A 21,029-nucleotide genomic window follows, 5' to 3' on the forward strand; every position below is an offset into this window, starting at 1 on the left:
GAATCCTCGGGTCGAAGGGGGCGCCCCCTGCTCGAGCGAAGCCGAGAGCTTGGGGGAGGGCGGATAGGTCGCCCTCCAGGGTATCTGGCTCGCCGGGGGTACGGGTGCGCAGTATCCGGGCCTGAGTTCCGCACCCCCCTGCGGGGTGACGCCCTCGCCTGTCATGCCCCACCAGCGGACAGCGAGGAGGACATACCGGCGCGGCCCCGCCCCCCTACCCCCGCAACGCCTCCTCCACAGCCCGAGCCACCCCCACAGCCCGCTCCCCCGACAGCGGCGTCGGTGTCTCCGGCTTCGGTTCCGTCACGTAGAACGCGTCCACCGCGTTCGCACCCAGCGTCGACACATGCGCACTGCGCACCACCACCCCCGCCGATTCCAGCGCCCGCCCGATCCGGTGCAGCAGGCCCGGTGCGTCCTGGGCCCGTACCTCGATCACCGTCGCCAGGCGGGAACCCGCCGATGCCACCGTCACGCGGGGCGGCGGCGCCACCACTCCCCGGCGCCTCGGGTACGCCGCGTCCCGTTCCGCGAGCCTCGACGCGATGTCCAGGGAGCCGTCAAGCGCCCGCACCAGGTCCGCCCGCAGCCGCGCGGCCTGCGGCAGAGAGCCGTACTCCGCGGCGACCCGCCAGTTCAGGAGCAGGACCGAGTCCTCAAGGCCGGACGGCAGTCCGACCCCCCGCAGCTCCGCCGTCCGCACCGCGAGCCGGTGCACGGCAAGGACCCCCGCGACAGCGGACAGCACACCGGGCTGGTCCGGCACCGCGATCACCAGCTCCACGCCCAGCGGCTCGGGATCCCCGGCCGCCTCATCCCCCGAACCCGAACCCGAAGCAGAAGCAGAAGCAGAAGCGCCAACCCCCTCCGTCTGCGCCCGCAACGCAAGGACCGGCCCACCCGTACGGAACGCCTCCACGGCGAGCCGCTCCTGCTCCGCAGTAGGAGCGACGTCCTCCGCTCCCTCCGGCTCGTCCCCCGAGAGCACCGCCCCCACCCGCTTCACCAGGTCGGCGACGAGCGAACCCCGCCAGGCGGACCAGGCCGCGGGACCGGTGGCGAGCGCGTCCGCCTCCGTCAGCGCGTGCAGCAGTTCCAGCGTGCCCTGCGCTCCCACCGCGTCCGCGACGGCCCGCACCGTGGCCGGGTCGTCGAGGTCCCGCCGCGTCGCCGTCTCGATGAGCAGCAGGTGATGGCGTACGAGAGTGGCCAGGACAGCGACATCCGCCCGGTCGAAACCGATCCGCGCGGCGACGTCCCTGGCGATGATCTCCCCGGCCACGGAGTGATCGCCCGGCCAGCCCTTCCCGATGTCGTGCAGCAGTCCGGCCACCAGCAACAGGTCGGGCCGTCCCACGCGCCGGGTCAGCTCCGATGCCTGCACCGCCGTCTCCACCAGATGCCGGTCGACCGTCCAGGTGTGCACGGCGTTGCGCTGCGGCCTGCACCGCACCCGCTCCCAGTCGGGAAGCAACCGGGTGATCAGCCCTTCGGCCTCCAGCGCCTCCCACACCTGGACCGTCGGCCGCCCCGCGCCGAGGAGCGTCACCAACTGCTCCCGGGCCTCCGCGGGCCACGGCGTGGGCAGCGGCCGTACCGCCGCGGCCATCCTGCGCACCGCGTGCAGCGAAAGCGGCAGCCCCGCCTGGGCCGCGGCAGCCGCGGCCCGCAGCGGAAGCACCGGGTCCCGCTCGGGCTTGGCCGCCCGGGCGAGGACGACTTCCCCGTCCTGCTCCACCACTCCCTCGGCCAGCGGCGACCGCTCGGCCGCCGCCCCCTTGCCGCCGCCCAGCATGGCCCGCAGCCGAGGCCGCACGGACCGGGACCGCAGCACCCTGCTCACCTCGCGCCACGTCACGTCACTCGCGTACGAAACGGTGCGCGCGGCCTCGTACACCTGGCGCAGCAAGGTGTCCGCGTCAAGGAGCCCCAGCTCGGCGGCGACCTGGTCCTGCTCCTGCAGGGCGAGCCGGTCGGTGGCACGCCCCGTGGTCAGATGCAGCGCGTCCCGTACGTCGAGCAGCCGCCGCCGGGCGTCGGAGAGACCCTCCCGCGGCGCGTCAGCCAGCCACGAGGCGGCGACGGCCCGCAGCGCCGTCGCGTCCCGGAGTCCGCCCCTGGCCTCCTTCAGGTCCGGCTCCAGGAGATAGCTCAGCTCACCCTGTCGCTCGGCCCGTTCCTCGCACAGCTCCCGCAGCTCGGGCAGCTTCTTCGGCGCGAGGTTGCGCCAGTCGGCGAGCACCGCCGTGCGCAGCCCGGCGGTGAGACCGAGGTCGCCCACGACATGCCGGGCGTCGAGCAGCCCCAGCTGCACCTTGAGGTCATCGCCCGCCGTCTTTCGGGCCTCCACCGGCGTCCGCACCGAGTGGTCGAGCGCGAGCCCGAGATCCCAGATGGGATACCAGACGCGGTCCGCGAGGGCCGCCACCTCACCGGCGTCCGCGCTGCCGTCGTGCAGCAACAGCAGATCGAGGTCGCTGCGCGGCGAGAGCTCGCCCCTGCCGTAGCCGCCCACGGCGACGAGCGAGGCCCCGCGCGGCGCGTCCGCGGCCGTGAAGAGTCCGGTCAGCCAGTCGTCCGTGAGGTCGGCCAGGGCCGAACGGCGCGGCGGCCCGGACTGCGCCTCCCCTTGAAGGAGGCGCAGCCGGGCCGCCGCATAGCCGCTGGGTCCGGAGTCTTCCGAGTCCGAGTCCGATTCAGTACGTTCGTCCATACTCGTCACCCAGCAGCTCCTGTCAGTCCCGCTCAGTTCCGCTCGTCCCGCTCAGTTCCGCTCCGCCGACCCGCTCAGAGCGCATCGGGGCCGCGTTCGCCGGTCCGCACCCGCACCGCCGTCTCGACCGGAACGCTCCAGACCTTGCCGTCCCCGATCTTGCCGGTTCGGGCGGCCTTCACCACGACATCCACGAGCTGTTCGGCGTCGTCGTCCTCGACCAGGACCTCGATCCGGATCTTCGGTACGAGATCGACGGTGTACTCCGCGCCACGGTAGACCTCGGTGTGGCCGCGCTGCCGGCCGTAGCCGCTGGCCTCGGTGACGGTGAGGCCCTGGACGCCGAAGGCCTGGAGGGCCTCCTTGATCTCGTCGAGCCGGTGCGGCTTGACGACCGCGGTGATGAGCTTCATGCGTCCACCCTCTTGTTCTTGCCGGTCGCAGCCTTACCGGCGTCCTGGTCCTGCGGGCTCGGCGCGGCGGCGGTGCGGGGCGCGGTGCCACCGCCCGCTCCGCTGTAGTCGTACGCGGTCTCGGCGTGCTGCACCTGGTCGATGCCGCCGACCTCCTCGTCCTCGCTGACCCGCATCCCGATGGTCTTGTCGACCAGGAGGGCGAGGATCGCGGAGGCGATGAGGGAGTAGGCGAGGACCGCGCCGACACCGGCGGCCTGCTTGCCGAGCTGGTCGAGGCCGCCGCCGTAGAAGAGGCCCTTGGCGTCGGACTGGACGCCGCCGGTGGCGAAGAAGCCGACGAGCAGCGAGCCGACGACACCGCCGACGAGGTGGACGCCGACGACGTCGAGGGAGTCGTCGTAGCCGAACTTGAACTTGAGGCCGACGGCCATGGCGCACAGCAGACCGGCGATGGCGCCGACGGCGATCGCACCGAGCGGCGAGACGGAGCCGCCGGACGGGGTGATGGCGACGAGACCGGCGACGGCACCAGAGGCGGCGCCGAGCGTGGTGAACGCGCCGTGCCGGATCTTCTCGTAGGCGAGCCAGGCCAGCATGGCCGCTGCGGTGGCGACCTGCGTGTTCAGGAACATCATCGCGCCGACGCCGTCGTCGTTGCCCAGCCACGATCCGGCGTTGAAGCCGAACCAGCCGAACCACAGGAGTGCGGCGCCGAGCATGACGAGCGGCAGGCTGTGCGGCCGCATCGGGTCCTTCTTGAAGCCGACGCGCTTGCCGATGACCAGGATCACGCCGAGCGCGGCGGCACCGGCGTTGATGTGCACGGCCGTACCACCGGCGAAGTCGATGACGCCGAGCTCGAAGGCCCAGCCGCCCGTGCCCCACACCCAGTGCGCGACGGGGAAGTAGACGACCGTGGCCCAGAGCGCGACGAACAGCGCCCAGGCGGTGAACTTCACGCGGTCGGCGAGCGCACCGCTGATCAGCGCGGGCGTGATGATCGCGAACATCAGCTGGAAGACCGCGAAGACATAGACCGGGATGGTGTAGCCGTCCCAGAGCTCGGTGAGGCCTATGCCGCTCAGGCCGACGTAGTCGGACGACCAGCCGAAGAGGCTGCCGTGGTCGGTGCCGAACGCGATGGAGAAGCCGTACAGCACCCAGAGGATGGTGACGATCCCCAGACTGATGAAGCTCATCATCAGCATGTTCAGGGTGCTCTTGACGCGGACCATGCCTCCGTAGAAGAAGGCGAGTCCCGGCGTCATGAGCATCACCAGGGCGGAACAGATGAGCATGAACCCGGTGTTGGCGGCAGACAGCTGCGGGGCGTCTGCGGCGATCGTGATGCCTGGGGGCATCGGCGTCTCCTCGTCGTCGTATGCGGCCCGTGCGGGCGGGGCAGAGGCTGTGGGCCGTTATGCGCCACGAGATTGGCGCAGCGCCGTTTCCGGGGGCGCCCCTCGGTGTTTCGCCGCAGTGACGAAGAGGTCGTACGTGTTACGCGTCCATGAACTGCCGGGTCAGGCGGGGCGCGATTTCATACCCTGCGCACAGCACGAGAACCGGCCGCGGCGGCCATCCGGTTGACCTGGCGTGGGGGAGCCTAGTCGGGCAGTTCGGGATGGACCGGCCACGGCCGGAGTCTTGGTGGGGCGCTGTCAGACCGCCTCCGCGGTTTCCGGCATGTCGACGGCCAGCTGGTCGGTGAGCTGCACGACCTCCGCGGTGTCGCCGAATTCCCGCACGGCGGTGTCCACGGTTTTGCGCAGCCGGGTGTTGACCCGCTCGGAGCGGACCTTCTTGGCAATGGTGAGGGCCTGGCCCGCCAGGATCGTGCTCTGCTCGGGCTCGCGCTGGAGCAGATGGACCGTGGCCATCCCGATGAGGTTCAGTGCGTACGAACGCTGGTGCTCGGAGTCCTTGCCGAAGAGGTGGACGGCGCGCTCCATGACGGGCTCGGCGAGCGAGGCGTACGTGGGGCTGCGGCCCGCGACATAGGCGAGGTCACGGAACGAGTGGGCGTTCTCGCCGTTCAGCTCGGCCTCGGAGAAGAAGCGGATCCAGTCGGGCTCGGGCTCGTCGCAGTCGGCAGCGTCGGCGAAGGTGTCCTCGGCCATGCGCACGGCTCGTTTGCACTTGCCGGGCTGGCCCATGCTGGCGTAGGCGCGGGCCTCCATCGCATACAGCATGGCCTGGGTGCGCGGGCTGGCGCAGTCTCGGCTGCCGTACTGCGCGAGGTGGATGAGTTCGAGCGCGTCGTCGGGCCGTCCGAGGTGGATCATCTGGCGGCTCATGCTGGAGAGGATGTACGAACCGAGCGGCTTCTCGCCCGCTTCCTTCGCTGCGTGCAAAGCGAGCACGAAGTACTTCTGGGCGGTGGGCTGAAGCCCGACGTCATAGCTCATCCAGCCGGCCAGCTCGGCCAGTTCGCCCGCGACCTTGAAGAGCCGCTTGGACGTGGCATCGGGCTGGGGCTCCTGCAGCAGGTCCGTCACCTCGTGCAGCTGGCCGACGACCGCTTTGCGCCGCAGCCCGCCACCACACTGCGCGTCCCACTGCCGGAACATCACGGTCGTGGACTCCAGGAGGTCCAGCTCCGGTTTGGAGAGCCGTCCCGGCCTGCGGGACGGCGCGGCCGGCTCGGGGTCGCCGGCCGGTGTCGTCGGCCCCGGGACCAGCCAGCGCTGCATGGGTTCGATGAGGGCGGTGCCCGCGGAGAGCGCGAGCGAGGTGCCGAGGAAGCCGCGCCGGGCCAGCATCAGGTCGCTGCGCGAGAACTCACTGATGAGCGCGACGGTCTGGGGTCCGGTCCAGGGCAGGTCGACGCCCGAGACGGAGGGCGCCTGGTGCGCGGCGCGAAGGCCGAGGTCCTCGACCGCGACGACGCAGCCGAACCGCTCGGAGAACAGCTCGGAGAGGATGCGCGGGATGGGCTCGCGCGGGTTCTCGCCGTCCAGCCAGCGCCGCACCCGCGAGGTGTCCGTGGAGATGTGGTGCGCACCCAACTGCCGCGCCCTGCGGTTCACTTGGCGCGCCAGCTCGCCCTTCGACCAGCCGCTGCGCACGAACCAGGAGTTGAGCAGTTCGTTGGGGCGCTTATCAGCGTTCGCACCACTTTCGCCGTTGCCGCCCACTAGAACGCCCCCATCCCTCAAGACACTTACGCGCGGTCTCATGCCAAGCCTTACCAGAATGCCGCGCGTTGCGGCTCTCCGCCCGGAGGGCGTCACCCGTCGAACAGGGGACCGAGTTGCCTCCGGCATACCCACGATTGCACAACACTTAGGGTCCGTGCACTGAAAGTAATCCTACGATCACCCCTCCGGCGAGGGCGATCGCGGAAACGCCACCATTCGCCACCCCTTCGAATGAACTCCCGCCGCACCACAAGCGATTCACTTGACAGTGGACGTCCGAAGGTGGGCGGAAGGGAGCACTTAGGGGCGCACATTACCGAGCGCACCCCCTTTGAGCCCCCGGGCGCCCGCACAAGAGCACAGGGTAACGATCCGATTCCGTCACGTAACCACACCGCGCTCGACCCGTTGGAGGGGGCATGGGCTTCACGATCGGCGGCATCCGGGGAAACGAAAAGCTCCGCACCGGTTCACGTCGGCGCGGTCGCACCTCGGACTGCACCGCGGTGGCCGAGTACACCGGACTGTGGGGATGGGCCGCGGTTCCCGGCGCACGCGCCCTGGAGGGCCGCTGCTCCTGCGGCGTGGCCGCCTGCGCGGCCCCCGGCGCCCACCCCCTGGAGTTCGCTCCGGAGGTCCCCGCCGGGGCGACACTCGACGAAGTGACGGAGGCCTGGGCGCAGTTCCCCGGCGCCGCCGTGCTGCTGCCCGTGGGGCGCGCCTTCGACGTGATCGAGGTGGCAGAGGCGGCAGGACGCAGGGCGCTGGTCCGCCTGGAGCGCATGGGCCTGCCGCTCGGCCCGGTGGCGGCCACTCCGGAGGGCCGCGCGCACTTCTTCGTCGCCCCCGGCGCCGCCGCCGAACTCCCCCAGCTGCTCTACCGCATGGGCTGGGACGACACCGGCATCGACCTGCACGGCCTGGGACCCGGCACCCACATCACGGCCCCGCCGTCCGACCGCGGGGGCCTCGGCCCGGTCCGCTGGCTCCGCGCCCCGGACCTGGACTCGGCGACGCATCCGCCGCAGGCGCGGCTGGTTCTCGGGACCCTGGCGTACGTGGCACACCGCTCACCCGCGTAGGCACCGGCACCGCCCGCACACGGAAATGCCCCACCCCGGCTGCACCCCGGGGTGGGGCATTTCTTTCGTACGCGGCAGACGCGGACCGGGCGGACCGGGCGGAGTACCTACTCCCCGATCAACGCGTCGACGAACGCCTCGGGCTCGAACGGCGCCAGATCATCCGCCCCCTCGCCAAGACCCACCAGCTTCACCGGCACACCCAGCTCCCGCTGAACGGCAACAACGATTCCGCCCTTGGCGGTGCCGTCCAGCTTCGTCAGGACGATGCCGGTGATGTCGACGACCTCGGCGAAGACCCGCGCCTGCACCAGGCCGTTCTGTCCGGTCGTCGCGTCCAGGACGAGCAGCACCTCGTCAAGCGGCGCGTGCTTCTCGACGACGCGCTTGACCTTGCCGAGCTCGTCCATGAGGCCGGTCTTGGTGTGCAGCCGGCCCGCGGTGTCGATGAGGACGACGTCGGCGCCCTCCGCGATGCCTTCCTTGACCGCGTCGAAGGCGATCGACGCCGGGTCGCCGCCCTCGGGGCCGCGCACCGTGCGCGCGCCGACGCGCTCGCCCCAGGTCTGCAGCTGGTCGGCTGCGGCGGCGCGGAACGTGTCGGCCGCACCGAGGACCACCGAGCGTCCGTCGGCGACGAGGACGCGCGCGAGCTTGCCGGTGGTGGTGGTCTTGCCGGTGCCGTTCACGCCGACGACCATCACGATGCCGGGCGTCTCCAGGCCCGACTCGGTCTTGACCGTGCGGTCGAGCTCCGGGCCGAGGAGCGTGAGGAGTTCCTCGCGCAGCAGGGTGCGCAGGTCGTCCGGGGTACGGGTGCCGAGCACGCGGACGCGCTCGCGAAGGCGCTCGACCAGTTCCTGAGTGGGGGCCACGCCGACGTCGGCGGTGAGGAGCGTGTCCTCGATCTCCTCCCACGTGTCCTCGTCCAGGTGCTCGCGGGAGAGGAGCGTGAGCAGCCCCTTGCCGAGTGCGTTCTGCGAGCGGGAGAGCCGCGAGCGCAGACGGACCAGGCGACCTGCCGTGGGCTCCGGGGTCTCGATCTCCGGTGCGGCCGGCTCTTCGACGACCACGGGGGCCGACGCCGACGGCTCGGCGAGCGGGAGTTCCACCTCCTCGATAGTGCGGCGCGGTTCGTCGCGCGGCGTCTCGGCCTCGTCGCCGACATGCGGCTCGGCCGGAGGGGCGGTGATGGTGGGCGTGGACGACGGGGCCTGCGGCGGCAGCTGCTTCTTCTTGCGGCTGCCGATCACGAGCCCGCCGAGCGCGCCGATCACGACCACGGCGATGACTACAGCAAGGATGACGATTTCCATAACTCACCCAGTATCAGCCATGGGGGCAACACGGGCCCAAGCTGTAACTTCCTCCAAAGAACATAAGCTAATAGAGGGCACTACTCGGACTAAAGTACGATGGAGCTCTCCGTATCAACGCGCGTAGAGTCCAACCCGATCACCCCCACACGGACGGATCACGGACGGATCGCGGCGTTGCGATCCGAGCGAGAGGCACGGACCCCACCCCATGAGCACCACCGCCACCGCCGAAACCGAAGGCGCCCTGGAGACACGCGGCCTCGAGCCCGTCCCCGACTCCGAGCGCACGGGCCGGACCCGCGAGCTGTTCCCCACCTGGGTGGCGGCCAACATCAGCGTCCTGCTGCTCACCATGGGCGCCGGCCTCATCGTGACCAACGGCCTCAACTTCTGGCAGGCCCTGGTCGTCGCCCTCGTATCGCCCCTTCTCAGCTACGGCCTGGTCGGTCTGATCTCGATCGCGGGCAAGCGCGGCGGATCCCCCGGCATGACGCTCTCGCGTGCCGTCTTCGGCCAGCGCGGCAACCTCTTCCCCGGCGCTCTGATCTGGGTCGCCCGCTGGGGCTGGGAGACGATCAACGCGGTGACGGGCGCGTACGCGATCATCACCGTCCTGGACATCTGCTTCGGCGTGAAGTCCAGTACGTGGCTCACCGTCGTGACGCTGGTCGCCTTCGTCGCCTGTACGTTCCTCATCAGCGGCCTCGGCCGCAAGGTGCTGCACATCTGCAACACCTGGGCGACGTACCTCTTCGGCGCGTTCAGCGTCCTCGTCCTTGTCTACCTGGTGGCCAACACCCCCTGGTCGGACGTCTTCTCGCGGTCCGCGGGCTCCACCGCCGCGATGATCGCGGGCATCGGCACGATCGCCGCGGGCGGCATCAGCTGGGTCCCGACGGGCCCGGACTTCACGCGCTACCTCCCGCGCAAGGCCTCCAGCAAGGCCCTGGTGGGCAACGCGGTCGGCGGCGCCGGGATCGTCGTCGTACCGATGGTCCTGATGGGCGCGGTCATGGCGGTCAGCGTGCCGAGCCTGTCGAACGCCTCGGACCCGGTCTCCTTCGTCGGCCAGCTCCTGCCGACATGGATCGCCGTGCCGTACCTCCTCATGGCCCTGATCGGCATGCTCCTGATCAACTCGATGTCGATGTACTCCGCGGGCTTCACCGCGATGACGCTCGGCATCAAGGTCCCGCGCACCTGGGCCGTGAGCATCAACGCCGTCATCAGCCTGATCTTCGGCTACCTCCTGATGAACGTGGCCACCAGCTTCATCAGCTCGTTCGTCTCCTTCCTGACCCTGCTCGCGGTCGCGTTCTCCGCCTGGATCGGCGTCTTCGGCATCGACATGCTGAGCAGGAAGACGTACGACGCCGATGCGCTGATGGACACCAAGCGCACCAGCGCCTACTGGTACAGGGCGGGCTTCGCCTGGCAGGCCATGACCGCGTGGGCGATCGCCCTGGTGATCGGTCTGCTCTTCACGAAGGTCGACTGGTTCAGCGGCCCGCTCGCCTCGTCCTGGATCGGCCGCAACGGTCTGGGCTGGCTCGCCACGATCGTCGTAGCGGCCGTGCTGTACGCGGTACTGCCGAGGGACCCTGCCGTCGAGACTCCCGAGGGCGAAGACAAGGGCAAGGGCGAGACGGAGCTGGTCTCGGCCTGATCCAGTCCCGGTCCGCTTCGGACCCGGTCTGATCCGGAACAACTCCCCCCACACACTGGCCATCTGACACGACGTCATCTAACGTCCCTCTTCGCCCGCCCACGGTGAAGGGGGACGTTTTCCATGCCCGTCACAGTCGTACGTTTCAACCTCGTCGATCCGGATGCCACGCCCACCTCGCTGAGCGATCGCTACAAGGCCGCCCTGGAGATGGCCGCCTACGCGGATGACCGGGGCATCTCCACCGTGCAGACCGAGGAGCACCACGGCGTCGAGAACAACTGGCTGCCCTCGCCCTTCACTTTCGCGGGCGCGGTGTTCGGCGCGACACGGCGCATCGCGGTGACGGTCTCCGCGATCATCGGCCCGCTGCACGATCCGCTCCGGCTCGCCGAGGACATCGCCGTACTCGATCTGCTCAGCGGCGGCCGTCTGGTGACGGTGGCGGGGATCGGCTACCGGCCCGCCGAGTACGAGGCGTTCGGCGTCGAGTGGAAGCGGCGCGGCAAGCTCCAGGACGAGCTGCTCGAAACGCTCCTGATGGCGTGGACCGGCGAGCCCTTCGAGTTCCGCGGCCGCACCGTGCGCGTCACCCCGCGACCGTTCACCCGGCCGCACCCGCTGCTCCTGGTCGGCGGTTCGTCCCAGGCGGCGGCCCGCCGCGCGGCCCGGCTCGGCCTGCCGTTCTTCCCCAGCGCCCATCTGCCGGACCTCGAGGCGTACTACAACGAACGCCTCACCGAGTACGGCACCGAGGGCTGGACCATGATGCCCGCGGCCGAGACCCCGCTCCTGCACATCGCGGACGACCCGGACCGCACTTGGGCCGAACACGGCGAACGCTTCCTGCACGAGGCCCGCACCTATGCCTCCTGGCAGTCCAAGGACATCCGCTCGGCGGTGAAGTCCGCCGCCACGACGGTCGAGGAGCTGCGCGCCGAGGGCGTCTACCGCGTCCTCACGCCCGACGAGTGCGTGGCGTACGTACAGGGCGGCGCCGCCAATCTCGTACTGCACCCGCTCTCGGGAGGGATGCCGGTCGACGAGGGATGGCGCAGCCTGCATCACTTCTGCGAAAACGTACTGCCCCGGCTCAAGGAATAGGTCCTTGAACCGGGGCAGCTTCCTCAGAGGAGGGGCAGCGGGGACTAGCCCATCTCCTCCAGGGTCTTGCCCTTCGTCTCCTTGACGAACTTCATGACGAAGGGGATCGAAAGCACGGCGAAGGCGCCGTAGATGATGTACGAGCCGGTCAGGCTCCACTCGGACATGCTCGGGAACGTCTTGGTGATCGCGAAGTTGGCGAGCCACTGGGCCGACGCGGCGACACCGAGGGCCGCCGCACGCAGCCGGTTCGGGAAGATCTCGCCGAGCAGGACCCAGACCACCACGCCCCAGGAGAGGGCGAAGAAGAGCACGAAGGCGTTGGCGGCGATGATCGCGGTCAGGCCCTGCGCGTTCGGCAGCGAGACGTTGTCGCCGGTGCCGGTGCGGTACGAGAACGCCCAGGCGCAGGTGAAGAGTGCGAGCGCCATGCCTGCGGAGCCGATGATGGCAAGGGGCTTGCGGCCGATGCGGTCGACGAAGATCATCGCGATGACGGTGCCGATGATGTTCACGATCGACGTCTCGAACGAGTACAGGAACGAGCTGCTCGGGTCCTTGCCGATCGACTGCCACAGCTGGTTCGAGTAGTAGAAGATCACGTTGATGCCGACGAGCTGCTGGAACACCGAGAGGCCGATGCCGATCCAGACGATCGGCAGGAAGCCGACCTTGCCGAGCAGGTCCTTGAACGAGGACTTGTGCTCGCTGCGCATGCCGTGCTCGATCTCGGCGACGCGTCCGTCCAGGTCGATCTCGGTGCCCTCGACCTCGCCGAGCACCTTCTTCGCCTCGACGTTGCGGCCGACCGAGATCAGGAAGCGCGGCGACTCGGGGATGGCGAAGGAGAGCAGGCCGTAGATGAGGGCCGGGATGACCATGACGCCGAGCATCAGCTGCCAGGCCTCGAGGCCGAGGAGCTTGCCGCGCTGGTCGCCGTCGGCCATGTTCAGGATGCCCCAGTTGACCAGCTGGGAGACGGCGATGCCGGTGACGATCGCGGCCTGCTGGAACGAGGCGAGGCGGCCCCGGTACGCGGGCGGTGCCACCTCGGCGATGTAGGCCGGGCCGATGACGGAGGCCATGCCGATGCCGATGCCGCCGATGAAGCGCCACATCGTCAGGTCCCATGCCGCGAACGGCAGGGCGGAGCCCACGGCACTCGCGGCGAAGAGGAGGGCGGCGATCTGCATGCAGCGGATGCGGCCGATGCGGTCGGCGATGCGCCCGGCGATCGCGGCACCGACGGCACAGCCGAGCAGTGCGGTGGCGATGATCCAGCCGAGCATGTTCGCGTCTACGTCGAAGCGGTGCTGGATGGCGACGGTGGCGCCATTGATCACCGAACTGTCGTAGCCGAAGAGGAAGCCACCCATCGCGGCGGCGGCCGTAATGAAGATGACATGGCCGAGATGGTCCGGGTGGGCCTCTCTGCCTCCGGGCTGCGGCGCCTTCGTTGTGCTGGTCACATGGACTCCTCGGGCCACCGGCAACATCGCCGGGGGTGGGGGTGAGCACTTCAAGTGGCGCACAACTTCGCGCCGCCCACCACCTGAAGGTAAAAGCAACGTTGCAGAGACTATGCCTTCAAGTTTCGAAGTCAATACCTGGGTTCTTGTGAACTTCAGGCATGCATGAGGCTCGCTTCGTTCAAGTCTTGAAGTTAATGAGACGGACCGGTGAAGGCCGCCGGTAAGGGCTATCGAAGCCGCTGGCTAATCACCTTGGAGACGCCATCGCCCTGCATGGACACGCCGTACAGCGCGTCCGCGACCTCCATCGTCCGCTTCTGGTGCGTGATCACGATGAGCTGCGAGGCCTCCTGCAGCTCCTCCATGATGCGGATGAGCCGCTGCAGGTTGGTGTCGTCGAGCGCGGCCTCGACCTCGTCCATCACATAGAAGGGACTCGGCCGTGCCTTGAAGATCGAAACGAGCAGCGCGACGGCCGTGAGGGACCGCTCACCGCCGGAGAGCAGCGAGAGCCGCTTGACCTTCTTGCCCGGTGGGCGCGCCTCGACGTCGACGCCCGTGGTGAGCATGTTGTCGGGGTCGGTCAGGATGAGCCGCCCCTCGCCGCCGGGGAAGAGCCGCGAGAAGACGCCCTCGAACTCACGGGCTGTGTCCCGATAGGCCTCGGTGAAGACCTGCTCGACGCGCTCGTCGACCTCCTTCACGACTTGCAGGAGATCGGCCCGCGTCTTCTTCAGGTCCTCGAGCTGCTCGCTCAGGAACTTATGGCGTTCCTCCAGAGCGGCGAACTCCTCAAGGGCCAGCGGGTTCACTTTCCCGAGCTGCTGGTACGCCCGTTCGGCTGACCTCAGCCGCTTCTCCTGCTCACCGCGTACGTACGGCACGGGCCTGTTGCGCGGGTGCTCCGGGTCTTCGGGGAGCTCCTCGCCCTCGGCCGCGGGCGATGGCGGCACGAGCTGGTCGGGGCCGTAGTCGGAGACGAGGCCTGCCGGTTCCACACCGAGTTCCTCCAGTGCCTTGGACTCCAGCTGCTCGATCCGCAGCCGCTTCTCGGCACCGAGTACCTCGCCGCGGTGAACTGAATCCGTCAATTTGTCGAGCTCAGCCTTGAGGTCGCGCCCCTGGCTCCGCTCAGCGGTGAGATCGCGCTCCCGCACCTCCTTGGCGCGCTCGGCGGCGGCACGTTCCTCCTGGGCCCGTACGAGAGAGACCTCGACGTGCGCGAGCAGCTGCCGCGCACCACGGGCGACGGCTTCGGCGACCGCCGCTTCGTGCCGCATCCGGGCCTTGCGCTGCTCGGCACGCGCCCGTGCCTCGCGTTCGGCGCGGGCGCCCCGGTCGAGCGAGTCGGCACGTCCCGCGAGACCCTTGACCCGCTCCTCGTGCGTACGCACCTGGAGCCTGGCCTCCATCTCGGTCTGCCGGGCATTGGCCCCGTCGGCGGCGAGCCGGTCCCGCGCGGCGGCGTCGGGCTCCTCATCGACCGGAGCCTCCTCCGCCACGGCAAGACGCTCGGCCAGCTCTTCGGCGTCCTCGACCGCCTTGTCGAGCGCCTCCTGCGCCTTGGCCGCGGCGGCCGCACTGCGCTCGGCCTCACCCACCGCGCCACGCGCCTGTCCGGCGAGGGCGCCGAGCTGCTGGGCCACGGACGACTTCTCCCGGTCGGCGGCTCGCCTGCGCTCCCCCAGCTCTTCGACAAGCGCGGCGGCCTCCTTGCACCGCTCACCCGCCTCCTGCTGCGTGCGCGCCAACTCGTCGCACTGCTCGGCGAGTTGTTCCAGCTCGGCAGCCGCCTCGTCCACGGAGGCCTGTACTTCGAGAAGGCTCGGCGCCCCCGCGGACCCGCCCTGCGCGAAGTGCGCCCCGAGCAGGTCACCTTCGGCGGTGACGGCGGTGAGCTCCGGGTGGGCATAGACGAAGTCCTCGGCGTCCTCAAGCGTGCCGACGGCGACCATCCCCCGCAGCAACCGGCGCACCGAGGGCATCAACTCCTCTGGCCCGCGCACCAGTTCGGCCACCAGAGGCGGCCCGTCGGAACCCTCCGGCCTTACGTCACCTGAGGCACCGCCCGTTCCCTCCGGCGCCCCCGCGAGCAGCAGCGCGGCCCGGCCCGCGTCCTGCTTGCGCAGCAGCCGGATGGCCTCCGCCGCCGATGCCGGAGTGGACATCGCGATCGCGTCCGCCGCCGCGCCGAACGCCGCCGCGATCGCCACCTCGTACCCCGGAGCGATCGAGAGCAGCTCGGCCGCCGGACCGAGCAGCCCCGTCAGGCCGTCCTTGGCGGCGAGCAGCGCACCCGTTCCGTCCTTGCGCCGCAGGCCGAGCGCGAGCGCCTCGTGACGTGCGGAGACGGCGGCCCGCTTGCGCTCGGCCGCGGTGGCCGCCTCTCGTGCCGCGGTCAGTGCGCCGTCGGCCTCCGCGAGGAAACGCTTCGCCTCTTCGTGCCGCTCGCCGAGCTCCGCGTCACCGGCGTCGAGTCCTTCGACCTCGGCCTTCAGCTGCTCGTACTCCTCCTGGGCGGTGACCGCCCGCTCCCCCGCCTCGTCACGCGCCACGGCGAGCCGGTCGATCTCGGCCTGCGCGGATCCCGCCCGCGAACGTGCCGCGTTGACCTGGCCGTTCAGCCTCGCGAGCCCCTCACGCCGGTCGGCGATGGCCCGCGCCGCGTCCTTGAGGCGGCGCTCCTCGACCGCCAACTCCCGCTCGAGATCGGCACGGTGGCCGACGGTGTCCTCAAGCGCGTGTTCGGCCGCTTCAAGGGCGGCTTCCAGCTCCGCCTCCTGCTCGCGGATCCGCGCGGCCTCGCGCTCCATGTCCTCGGGGTCACGGCCGCGCCGCTCCTCGGGGGGCGCGGCGGTCGCACTCTTGACCCGGGCGTCGGCGAGGGACACCGTTCCGCGCACCCGCTCGGCCAGCTGCGAAAGCTCGTACCACGTCTGCTGCGCCCGCTGGAGCCGTGGCGTGAGGCGCCGCACCTCGTCCTCGAGCTCGTTCTCCCGCTGGAGCGCCTTCTTCAGCTCGGCCTCGGCACTGTCCTTGCGCTGCTTGAGCGCGGCTTCGTCGGCGACCTCGGTCTGCAGCGCGCCCCGCAGGCGTACGAGATCGTCGGCGAGCAGCCTCAGGCGGGTGTCGCGCAGATCGGCCTGGATCACGGCGGCCCGGCGCGCGACGGCGGCCTGCCGACCGAGGGGTTTGAGCTGGCGCCGCAGTTCGTCGGTCAGATCCTGTACGCGCGCGAGGTTGGCCTGCATCGCGTCGAGCTTGCGCAGCGCCTTCTCTTTGCGCTTGCGGTGCTTGAGGACGCCCGCGGCCTCCTCGATGAAGGCACGGCGCCCCATGGGGTCGGCGTGCAGTACGCCGTCGAGCTGGCCCTGCCCGACGATGACGTGCATCTCGCGCCCGATGCCGGAGTCGGAGAGCAGTTCCTGGATGTCGAGCAGGCGGCAGGTGTCGCCGTTGATCTGGTACTCGCTGCCGCCGTTGCGGAACATGATCCGCGTGATGGTGACTTCGGCGTACTCGATGGGCAGAGCGCCGTCGGAGTTGTCGATGGTGAGGGAGACCTCGGCGCGGCCGAGCGGCGGGCGCCCGGTGGTGCCGGCGAAGATGACGTCTTCCATCTTGCCGCCGCGCAGCGACTTCGCACCTTGCTCGCCCATGACCCAGGACAGCGCGTCCACGACATTGGACTTGCCGGAGCCGTTCGGTCCGACGACGCAGGTGATGCCCGGTTCGAACTTCAGCGTCGTGGCGGACGCGAAGGATTTGAAACCGCGCAGTGTCATGGCCTTGAGGTGCACGCGGACGCACTCTACCGCCCACCCGTCGCCCACCACCGCCCTTCCAACGGGGCGCTGCGCGCCGCACCTCCCCCTTCTCCGTTTCACCCAGGAAGATGCAGGGCACATCAGACGGTAAAGGAAGCGCCGAACGCGGCGGCAAGAGAGACAAGAGAGAAGGGACGCCGAAGCGTCCCTTGCAGATATGGACAAGCGGCTGACTTGGTCAGCCCGACCACGTGCGTGAAGAGGCAGCTCACACGGCGCGCAGAACCTGACACTGAATGATCGTTACGCAGTGAATGATCGTTACGCAGGTCCTGCGGGTGCAGCGCCTTTACTCGGTGATGGCAGTGGTCAGGTGAGCGCAGGCTCCGCCTGGGGTACGTCGATGCCCTCGAGGAGCGATTCGTGAGAAGCGGCGACCGCAAGCGCGTCGTTCTCGGCCTGGATCTTTACGAGCTCAGATTCCAGGTCCTGGACACGCTGCTGGAGCCGTCGCATCTCGGCGAGAAGTCGCGGGTCAGAGCCGCCGACGTAACCGAGAAGCGCCTTTGCCATGATGGATGGTCCTCCACAATGAGTGACCGACCGAAGCGGTGTGGGTCGTGAGGGATTCGCACCCGCGGTGCTTGGCACTCGTTGTTCTTGCTGGGTCTTGCTGCCGTTCTCACATGCCAAACAGCTAAGGTGCGCGGGGCTTTCAGAGTCTCACCAAAAAGTTTGACGGTCAACACGATCACGCCCCGTATTGGCGGACAACCCGGGGGCCTGCGGCCGTACGAACGGCGGCGCTGCCTCTGCTGCGGGGCCCTGGGGGCGTGTCGATCATCCTTCACCCGGGAGCCTGCCACGACGGGCGGTTCTTGGCAACCACCAGGCGTTTCCTGCCTCGGGCAGTTGCCGTGACCGCACCCGCACCGGTACTCCGGACAGCTCTTCGTCAGCGAATCGCGAACGTGTCGTAGATGCCGCGCGGAGTGTCCCAGATCTCAGTGACGCCGTCGACGCGGCCGGGTGTGTCGCCCTCGCGGAGCCAGTCGAGCAGTCCCTGGGCGCCCGCGCGGGCGCCCTCGGCGACGACTTGCACCCGGCCGTCCTCCAGATTGAGAGCAAAACCACTCAGGCCCCCGATCTCCAGAGCCTTGGCCCGCGTGAACCAGCGGAAACCCACGCCTTGCACCTGGCCACGCACCCAGGCCGTGAGTCTGACTTCTTCGTTCATGGGTGCACGCTAACCGGCCAATTGCTCTCGGAGCACTTCGTCCCCATGCGCCATCGCGTACAGTCCCGACTCGATGAGCCTCACTCGTATGGGTGAGCCACTTTGACCGCCAGGACGAGGAAGGCCAGGAGATGGGACGCCACCGACGCTCCGGCGCAGGGGCAGCCGCCACCGGCCGCGCCACTGGGGTCTCCGACAGACACGCGGGCGAGCACGCCGGCGTCCCGGAGCCCCGCCCCGCCACCGTGTCACACCGTCGCAGGGGCCGCGCCACACCCGTGCGCACCGGCCTGCTCGGTGTGTCGGCAGCCGTCGCGATGGGCGCCGTGGCGGTCGCGTCCGGCCTGGTCCCCGGCGCCGACAACTTCTCCCTGGGCGGTGGCGGCGACTCGAACAAGGTCCGCTCCGCGGGGTCCCCCACCGAGGTGGCGCCGCAGGGCGGCGAGAACGGCACCGCCGACCGCGAGACGGCCCCGCCGAGCCGCGGCTCCGAGCGCCCCGAGGCCCCGGACCCGTCCCCCTCGCAGTCCACCGCCACCAAGAAGCCTTCGGCCGAGCCGTCGAAGAAGCCGTCGTCCAAGGCGCCCGCGCCCGAGGCCGACGAGAAGAAGAAGACGACACCCCCGAGCCCCTCGCGCACCCCCTCCGAGAAGCCGAAGGCTCCGTCGGCCCCCTCGAAGTCGCCGTCCGCCGAGAACGCCGCCGAGGCCGCGGTGCTCACCCTGGTCAACGAAGAGCGGGCCAAGGTGGGCTGCTCCCCCGTGCGCGCGGACGCTTCACTGGCCTCGCTCGCCGGAGCGTTCAGCCAGGACATGGCCGAGCGGGACTTCTTCGACCACACGGACCCGGACGGCGCGACCCCGTGGGACCGCGCCGAGAAGGCCGGGATATCGGATCTGGGCGGCGAGAACATCGCCCGCGGCCAGGCCAACGCCCAGTCCGTGATGGACGCCTGGATGAACAGCGAGGGGCACCGGGCCAACATCCTCAACTGTGACTACAAGACCCTGGGCGTCGGTGCGCACTTCGCGCCGGGCGGCCCTTGGTGGACGCAGGACTTCGGCTTCTAGGAAGCCCGCGGGGGTACGTGGGGGTATACGGGGGTATCAGGCCGCGACAGTCGCCACAGCCGCGCGGCCCGTCACGAACACCCGAGCGGTCTCCGTGACCCTGCGGCCGAGGTGCTCGGCCGTGGCGATGTCCGCCTTGTGCACTCCTTCGGGACCCTCGTCGGCGTTGGTCTGCGCGGCGGCTCCCGAGAAGAAGCCAAGACGGTTGAGGTCGTGCTCGGAACCCTGCGTGGAGTTCCAGCCCGGGGTCAGACCGAGGCTCACCCAGTGCATCGCGTGCTGCGCCGCGAGCGTCTGGAAGAACTGCAGGGTGTGCAGCTTGTCGCCGCTCTTGGAACCGGAGTTGGTGAATCCGGCGGCCAGCTTGTCGTGCCACGCCTTGGCGAACCAGCGCTTCGACGAGGCCTCCGCGAAGACGTGGAAGGCGCCGGACGCGGTACCCATGTAGGTGGGCGAACCGAAGACGATGGCGTCCGCGGCGTCGAGCAGCTCCCACTGCGCTTCGGTGATCTCGTCGACCTTGATCAGGTGCACGGTGGCGCCCGCTTCGGCGGCACCGGCGCGGACCGCTTCGGCGACGACGGCGGTGTGGCCGTAGCCCGAGTGATAGGCGATCGCGACGACAGGGCTTGTCATGGTGGGTGCTCCTCATGAGGCAGGACTCGGCAGGACCGGCCGGACGGACGCCGAGCGGTGACTGAAGGAAAGCACTAACTTTCAGTTAGCGCAACCCGCAAGCTAGCGCTGCGCAGGAGTATGCTTTCCGTATGGATTCGTGTACCGAAGTCGGCCGGGACATGGCCGCACAGGACTTGGCGTACGACGTGTTCTCCAAGCAGTGCCCCTCCCGCGGCACCCTGGAGCACGTCACCGGACGCTGGGGCGCGCTCACTCTGGGCGCGCTGTACGACGGCACGTTCCGGTTCAACGAACTGCGCCGCCGGGTCGACGGCGTGAGCGAGAAGATGCTGTCCCAGACCCTGCACGCCCTGGAGCGCGACGGCCTGGTGCACCGCGAGGCGCAGCCCACCAATCCGCCGCGCGTGGAGTATCAACTCACCCCGCTGGGACGGGAGATCGCCGACCGCCTGATGAATCTCATCCACTTCGTGGAGGGCAGGATGGACGGCGTGCTCGAAGCGCGCGAGCGCTACGACAGCGCCGCGACCGGGGGCCGCTGACAGCGCGGGCAGAAGTAGCTGGAGCGGTTCATCCAGGGACGCCGGCGCATCGCCGTACCGCAGCGGCGGCACGGCTCGTCCTCACGTCCATAGGCGTCGAGCGACCGCTCGAAGTACCCGGACTCGCCGTTCACGTTCACGTACAGACTGTCGAAACTCGTGCCGCCGACGGCGAGGGCCGCGTTCATCACGTCCCTCACGTGGCCCAGGAGTTCAGCCGTGCGCGGGCGCGTGAACGTGGCGGTGGGCCGCTCGTAGTGCAGCTTCGCCCGCCAAAGGGCCTCGTCCGCGTAGATGTTGCCGACGCCGCTGATCAACGACTGGTCGAGCAGGGCGCGCTTGACCGTCGTACGACGGCGGCGCAGCGCGGCGTGGAAAGCCGCGTCGTCGAACTTCTCGTCGAGCGGGTCACGCGCGATGTGCGCGATGACGTCCGGCAGCCCGTCCGGAGTGTTCTCGTGCAGCGAGAGCCCGCCGAAGGTGCGCTGGTCGACGAAGCGCAGCTCGGTGCCGAGCTCGTCGGCGAACCGGACCCGGACCCGCAAGTGCTTCTCGTCGGGGGCCTCTTGGGGCTGCACGAGCAGCTGCCCGCTCATGCCGAGATGAGCGAGGATCGAGGTGCCACTGTCCTCGACGGGCAGCCAGAGATACTTCCCGCGCCGCATCGCCGTACCGACCCGGTGCCCCTTGAGGCGGTGCCCGAAGTCCTCACCGCCCGCGATGTGCCGCCGCACGGAGCGCGGATGCAGGACCTCGACATCGGTGACGGTGCGATGAGCCACCCACCGCTCAAGACCACGCCGGACGACTTCGACCTCGGGCAGCTCAGGCATGGGTCTCTACTCCGGGCAATCGGGTGGGT

The 21,029-nt window shown here is 69.7% G+C and carries 16 protein-coding genes; 5 read left to right on the forward strand and 11 right to left on the reverse strand.

All coding sequences use genetic code 11. The features are described 5' to 3' along the window. Nucleotides 1-214: 214 nt before the first annotated feature. The 4 genes from ACFQ7F_RS16020 to ACFQ7F_RS16035 all read right to left on the reverse strand — a co-directional run bounded on the left by ACFQ7F_RS16020 (nucleotide 215) and on the right by ACFQ7F_RS16035 (nucleotide 6,266). Complete coding sequence (locus ACFQ7F_RS16020; protein WP_383270767.1) at nucleotides 215-2,713, reverse strand: [protein-PII] uridylyltransferase; 2,499 nt, start codon at nucleotides 2,711-2,713, stop codon at nucleotides 215-217. Nucleotides 2,714-2,787: 74 nt separating this feature from the next. Then, nucleotides 2,788-3,126 carry a P-II family nitrogen regulator gene (locus ACFQ7F_RS16025; RefSeq protein ID WP_249587501.1) on the reverse strand — a complete coding sequence of 113 codons (339 nt, stop codon included), beginning with the start codon at nucleotides 3,124-3,126 and terminating at the stop codon, nucleotides 2,788-2,790. Then, entirely contained in the window at nucleotides 3,123-4,490 is a 1,368-nt protein-coding gene (locus ACFQ7F_RS16030) for an ammonium transporter (RefSeq protein ID WP_383270769.1), read from the reverse strand. The genes ACFQ7F_RS16025 and ACFQ7F_RS16030 overlap by 4 nt, the downstream gene beginning before the upstream one ends. 300 nt (nucleotides 4,491-4,790) lie before the next feature. Then, nucleotides 4,791-6,266, reverse strand: coding sequence for a hypothetical protein (locus tag ACFQ7F_RS16035; protein WP_383270770.1), 1,476 nt, complete (start codon nucleotides 6,264-6,266; stop codon nucleotides 4,791-4,793). A gap of 422 nt (nucleotides 6,267-6,688) precedes the next feature. Here ACFQ7F_RS16035 and ACFQ7F_RS16040 point away from each other — a divergent pair, with 422 nt between their 5' ends. After that, entirely contained in the window at nucleotides 6,689-7,351 is a 663-nt protein-coding gene (locus ACFQ7F_RS16040; RefSeq protein WP_383270772.1) for a bifunctional DNA primase/polymerase, read from the forward strand. A 107-nt stretch (nucleotides 7,352-7,458) separates the two neighbouring features. Here the strand turns inward: ACFQ7F_RS16040 and ftsY are convergent, their stop codons facing one another. Beyond that, nucleotides 7,459-8,667, reverse strand: a complete 1,209-nt coding sequence (ftsY, locus tag ACFQ7F_RS16045; protein ID WP_383270774.1) for a signal recognition particle-docking protein FtsY — start codon at nucleotides 8,665-8,667, stop codon at nucleotides 7,459-7,461. Between the two features lie 211 nt (nucleotides 8,668-8,878). Between ftsY and ACFQ7F_RS16050 the strand changes: the two genes are divergently transcribed. Both ACFQ7F_RS16050 and ACFQ7F_RS16055 read left to right on the forward strand, forming a co-directional pair. Further along, nucleotides 8,879-10,336 (forward strand): purine-cytosine permease family protein, encoded by a 1,458-nt coding sequence (locus ACFQ7F_RS16050; protein WP_383270776.1) that lies wholly within the window; start codon nucleotides 8,879-8,881, stop codon nucleotides 10,334-10,336. Nucleotides 10,337-10,459: 123 nt separating this feature from the next. Further along, a complete protein-coding gene (locus tag ACFQ7F_RS16055; RefSeq protein ID WP_383270778.1) occupies nucleotides 10,460-11,440 on the forward strand; it encodes an LLM class flavin-dependent oxidoreductase in 981 nt (326 codons plus the stop codon). 44 nt (nucleotides 11,441-11,484) lie between these two features. On the opposite strand, the gene ACFQ7F_RS16060 is transcribed toward ACFQ7F_RS16055, so the two are convergent. From ACFQ7F_RS16060 to ACFQ7F_RS16075, 4 genes are all read right to left on the reverse strand, one after another. Continuing rightward, a complete protein-coding gene (locus tag ACFQ7F_RS16060; protein WP_383270780.1) occupies nucleotides 11,485-12,909 on the reverse strand; it encodes a sugar porter family MFS transporter in 1,425 nt (474 codons plus the stop codon). A gap of 230 nt (nucleotides 12,910-13,139) precedes the next feature. Next, a complete protein-coding gene (gene smc / locus ACFQ7F_RS16065; protein ID WP_383270781.1) occupies nucleotides 13,140-16,712 on the reverse strand; it encodes a chromosome segregation protein SMC in 3,573 nt (1,190 codons plus the stop codon). A 336-nt stretch (nucleotides 16,713-17,048) separates the two neighbouring features. Then, nucleotides 17,049-17,252: a hypothetical protein gene (locus ACFQ7F_RS16070; protein WP_383270783.1), complete on the reverse strand. Its 204-nt coding sequence runs from the start codon at nucleotides 17,250-17,252 to the stop codon at nucleotides 17,049-17,051. Between the two features lie 382 nt (nucleotides 17,253-17,634). Then, a complete protein-coding gene (locus ACFQ7F_RS16075; protein WP_383270784.1) occupies nucleotides 17,635-17,916 on the reverse strand; it encodes an acylphosphatase in 282 nt (93 codons plus the stop codon). Nucleotides 17,917-18,047: 131 nt separating this feature from the next. On the opposite strand from ACFQ7F_RS16075, the gene ACFQ7F_RS16080 reads away from it, so the two are divergent. Further along, entirely contained in the window at nucleotides 18,048-18,986 is a 939-nt protein-coding gene (locus tag ACFQ7F_RS16080; protein WP_383270813.1) for a CAP domain-containing protein, read from the forward strand. Between the two features lie 36 nt (nucleotides 18,987-19,022). On the opposite strand, the gene ACFQ7F_RS16085 is transcribed toward ACFQ7F_RS16080, so the two are convergent. Next, entirely contained in the window at nucleotides 19,023-19,622 is a 600-nt protein-coding gene (locus tag ACFQ7F_RS16085) for a flavodoxin family protein (protein ID WP_383270786.1), read from the reverse strand. Nucleotides 19,623-19,753: 131 nt separating this feature from the next. On the opposite strand from ACFQ7F_RS16085, the gene ACFQ7F_RS16090 reads away from it, so the two are divergent. Continuing rightward, on the forward strand, nucleotides 19,754-20,167 hold the full coding sequence (locus tag ACFQ7F_RS16090) for a winged helix-turn-helix transcriptional regulator (protein WP_383270788.1): 414 nt from the start codon (nucleotides 19,754-19,756) through the stop codon (nucleotides 20,165-20,167). Here ACFQ7F_RS16090 and mutM read toward each other — a convergent pair. Further along, nucleotides 20,137-21,000 (reverse strand): bifunctional DNA-formamidopyrimidine glycosylase/DNA-(apurinic or apyrimidinic site) lyase, encoded by an 864-nt coding sequence (mutM, locus tag ACFQ7F_RS16095; RefSeq protein WP_383270790.1) that lies wholly within the window; start codon nucleotides 20,998-21,000, stop codon nucleotides 20,137-20,139. The two genes, ACFQ7F_RS16090 and mutM, sit on opposite strands and share 31 nt — an antisense overlap. Between the last annotated feature and the right edge of the window lie 29 nt (nucleotides 21,001-21,029).

It is taken from the genome of Streptomyces sp. NPDC056486, assembly GCF_042795295.1.
In the GTDB taxonomy this organism is placed as follows: Bacteria; Actinomycetota; Actinomycetes; order Streptomycetales; family Streptomycetaceae; genus Streptomyces.